The organism is Gammaproteobacteria bacterium (genome assembly GCA_022340215.1).
Classification (GTDB): Bacteria; Pseudomonadota; Gammaproteobacteria; order JAJDOJ01; family JAJDOJ01; genus JAJDOJ01.
The window spans coordinates 1-3451 of record JAJDOJ010000240.1 but is presented as its reverse complement, the minus strand read 5'-3'; the positions used below and the strand labels follow the sequence as shown (position 1 = coordinate 3451).

The 3451-nt window shown below is 60.6% G+C and carries 3 protein-coding genes; all 3 read right to left on the bottom strand.

What is annotated here, in order from left to right:
- Positions 1-141: 141 nt before the first annotated feature.
- The 3 genes from LJE91_16490 to LJE91_16480 all read right to left on the bottom strand — a co-directional run bounded on the left by LJE91_16490 (position 142) and on the right by LJE91_16480 (position 2448).
- Positions 142-1761 (bottom strand): alpha-hydroxy-acid oxidizing protein, encoded by a 1620-nt coding sequence (locus LJE91_16490; protein ID MCG6870265.1) that lies wholly within the window; start codon positions 1759-1761, stop codon positions 142-144.
- Between the two features lie 171 nt (positions 1762-1932).
- The gene (locus LJE91_16485; GenBank protein MCG6870264.1) at positions 1933-2298 is read right to left on the bottom strand and encodes a hypothetical protein; all 366 of its coding nucleotides are present in this window, start codon (positions 2296-2298) and stop codon (positions 1933-1935) included.
- Between the two features lie 3 nt (positions 2299-2301).
- Positions 2302-2448 carry a hypothetical protein gene (locus tag LJE91_16480; protein MCG6870263.1) on the bottom strand — a complete coding sequence of 49 codons (147 nt, stop codon included), beginning with the start codon at positions 2446-2448 and terminating at the stop codon, positions 2302-2304.
- Between the last annotated feature and the right edge of the window lie 1003 nt (positions 2449-3451).

Sequence of the window (3451 nt, the reverse complement as noted above, 5' to 3'; positions counted from 1 at the left end):
ATGTCATTTGACAGAAATCGCCTAAGACATCAAAGGCCCAAAACGAAAGAGGGACCCACCAGCAAGCCGTCCGACAAAGGTGTTGCTGACTGTCGGGCTTCGTTTGCACGATCATGAAGTTAGGCATGGAAGCAGCGCGGATCAATCGACGGACACCCCGCCGTAGGCAATACCGGCAAGGTGGGCCATGTCGCGTTTCCAGGTCGTCAGGTCATCGACGGAGAATCGATCGAGATGCCGATGCCCGCAGGCACGCGCCATCACCTGCATGATCTCGGTAGCGGCGCGGAAAAATCGGTTCAACCGTTCCGACGCCTGATCGACAACGAGGCGTTGCCTGAGGTGCAGCTTCTGGGTAGCTATCCCGACCGGACAGTTGTTGGTGTGGCACGCACGCATCCCCATGCAGCCGATCGCCTGGATCGCCGCGTTGGAGACGGCGATGGCGTCGGCCCCCAGTGCCAGCGCCTTGACGTAGTCCGCCGGCAGGCGCAGTCCGCCGGTAATCACGAGGGTCACATCGCGACACCCCTTGCTGTCGAGATAGCGCCTTGTGCGTGCCAGCGCGGGGATCGTCGGCACGGAGATATTGTCCCGGAACAACAGGGGCGCGGCACCCGTGCCACCGCCGCGGCCGTCGAGAATAATGTAGTCGACACCGATCTGCAGCGCCGCCTCGATATCGCGTTCGATGTGCTGCGCGGACAGCTTCACGCCTACCGGGATCCCCCCGGTCCGTTCGCGCACCTTCTCTGCGAAGTCCCGATAATCGTCCACATGCTCCCAGTCGGGGAAACGCGACGGCGATACGGCAGCCTCCCCCTCACGGAGTCCACGCACCTCGGCGATCCTGCCCTTGACCTTGGAGCCGGGGAGATGACCTCCCGTGCCCGTCTTGGCACCCTGGCCGCACTTGAAGTGAAAGGCCTGTACCCGATCCAGCTTGTCCATGGAGAAGCCGAAACGCGCGGAAGCCAGCTCGTAGAAATATCGCGAATTGCTCGCCTGCTCTTCCGGCAGCATGCCGCCCTCGCCCGAGCAGATACCGGTCCCGGCCAGCTCCGCGCCGCTGGCCAGCGCGACCTTGGCCTCTTCGGACAGCGCGCCAAAACTCATGTCGGAAACTAGCAGCGGTATCCGCAGTCGCAGCGGTTTCGCGGCGTTCGGCCCGATCACGACATCGGTTCCGACCGGTTCCTCGTCCAGCAGCGGCACCCTGTGCAGTTGCGCCGTGAGCAGTTGGATGTCCTCCCACCGCGGTAAGCGGTCGCGCGGCACCCCCATCGCGGCGACACGCCCGTGGTGACCGACTTCGGAAAGACCGTGTTCGGCAAGATGCTGTATGTATTTGTAGTGCGGTTCTTCCGGGCCCCCATGAAAATCCTGGTACAGGCCCTGATAGGCGTCGCGATCGTAGGGCTGCGGGTTCTCGGCCTCCCACGCGGCGATCTCGTCTACGTCGACCCAGACCCCGCCGTCCTCAACCCAGGACTGGAAGCATTTCAGACGCTCACTGGGATTGTAGGAACTGACGCCCGTCCGGTAGCAGTAGTCCCAGCCGTGGACGCCACAGATGAGGTTTTCCCCCTGGATATACCCGTCGCTCATCAGGGCGCCGCGATGCATGCAGCGACCATAGAGAACCGAAGCCTGTTCCCCGTCCTTAAAGCGCACGACGACTAGGTCTACACCGCCCACCAGTGCGTAGACCGGCTCCAGCGGCTCGAGTCTGTCCCAGTCGGCAACGCGGGCCTTGTTCATCGAATATCCTCCAGTGGGTGACGCGACACGACCGGTCCGGCGCTTAATTTATCCGCATTCCAGAACGCACCCTCCGGTAACGCGATCTCCCTCAGGCCCACCGGCTGCGGGTAGGCCGTGATATAAAAATAGGCATCGGGTATGGCGGCGAACCGGAACAGCGCCGCTCGATCACCGCTGCACGCCCAGGGGGTTGCAGTTTTTGATCTTCACCCTGCCCTGCAGCATGTTCCCCTTCGAATACTCGGTAAAAATGCAGGTATTGGCGGCAGGATCATAGTTCTCGACCCAGAGATTATTATCCTTCCACGTCGCGGTGATGTGGTGCTGTCCCTTGGGTACGGTCAGGGACATCACCCCGCCCCACTGCTTCACAAAGATCTGCTGAAAGTGGAACGTGAAAGCCGCCCATCCCACGACAACGATTACCGCGGCGCCGATCGACGCTACGATCCAGTTGTCCAGCTTGATCCCGACGAGAAATATAACGGCGGCGGCGAGTCCGAAGACCAGTCCCCAGTAAAGATAGGTAATCATGATTCAGTGACTGTCCCTTCCGCCGGATTTGTTCCCGAGTTCCCGGAGGCTCGCCATGACCTTGTCCTGTACGTCCCTGGCCCATTGAGGTTGGGGCAGATTCCAGCCGATGATAATGCCGATTGAGATATAGAAAAGCGCGGTGAACATTGATGTCCCTCCAGGACTATGAGAAAACCGTCACCGGATCGCGTCAGAGATAGTCAGGCGACGGTCGCCCAGATGCAGTGGTCATTATATCCCAGGTCACCTTGACTGATCGCCGAACGCGAACCCCGAAGAACGGGAGAGACGAGATCAGGTATCGATGAAAATATGAGGACTTTAGTTTACCCTCCTTGCTGCCATCTGGGTGTTCTTTGTGCCGGAACCGAATGGGGGCGGATCGCGCCCATGCCGCCGACGGGTCATTACGATCGGAAAACGGGAAACGACGCGACGCTCGAGGAACTGTGGGACTCGGATCGACACGTCGAACGGGTGCGTGATTTGGCGGACGGGCACCGCGAGAAATTCGCCCTCTGCCGCAACTGCCCCATCCCGCCCTCGGCTCCTGCGCCGGCGGGGAAACACATCACGATCAGTCAGCGGAACTCCGTCTGATCCCCCCCTCGGGTGGCGATGGCACAACCGTCGGCGGCAGTGACTCGAGATCTATGCCTAAGGCCAGATGACCTGACTTCGCGGAATCTACGTCGAGCCCAGTTTCAGCACCAGTAGCTTGCCGGATCCGCTTCGCTTGATCCGACCTACGGTTTTTCCATGCTTTCAGTGAGTCATGACATTGCGTAGGGTGGAACAAGCGCAGCGGTTCCACCGTCATGGGTGTCTGCGGATCCCAACCGGAAAGTCGGTTGAGAACATGCCGGTGCTCTACCCCTCCACCTGGGCCGGGCCGCCTGCCGGCCTGGGAAGATATGTGGGTCAGGTAAGGCCAGATTTCTGTCAAATGACATACCATCCTGCTTGTCTTTGTCGTCCATCCTCTGTGTTGCGACAACCGTTTCATAGGTCGACGATGCGCCTGTTGTCGCGCCTTGATGACGAACGATCCCGGCGCGGCGCTGTCCCTGCTTTGCTTGGGCACCGGTCTTGGGCTTCCTGCCCAAGCCGTTCACTGCTTCGCAGCTCACCCGGCGCGATCTGGTATGTC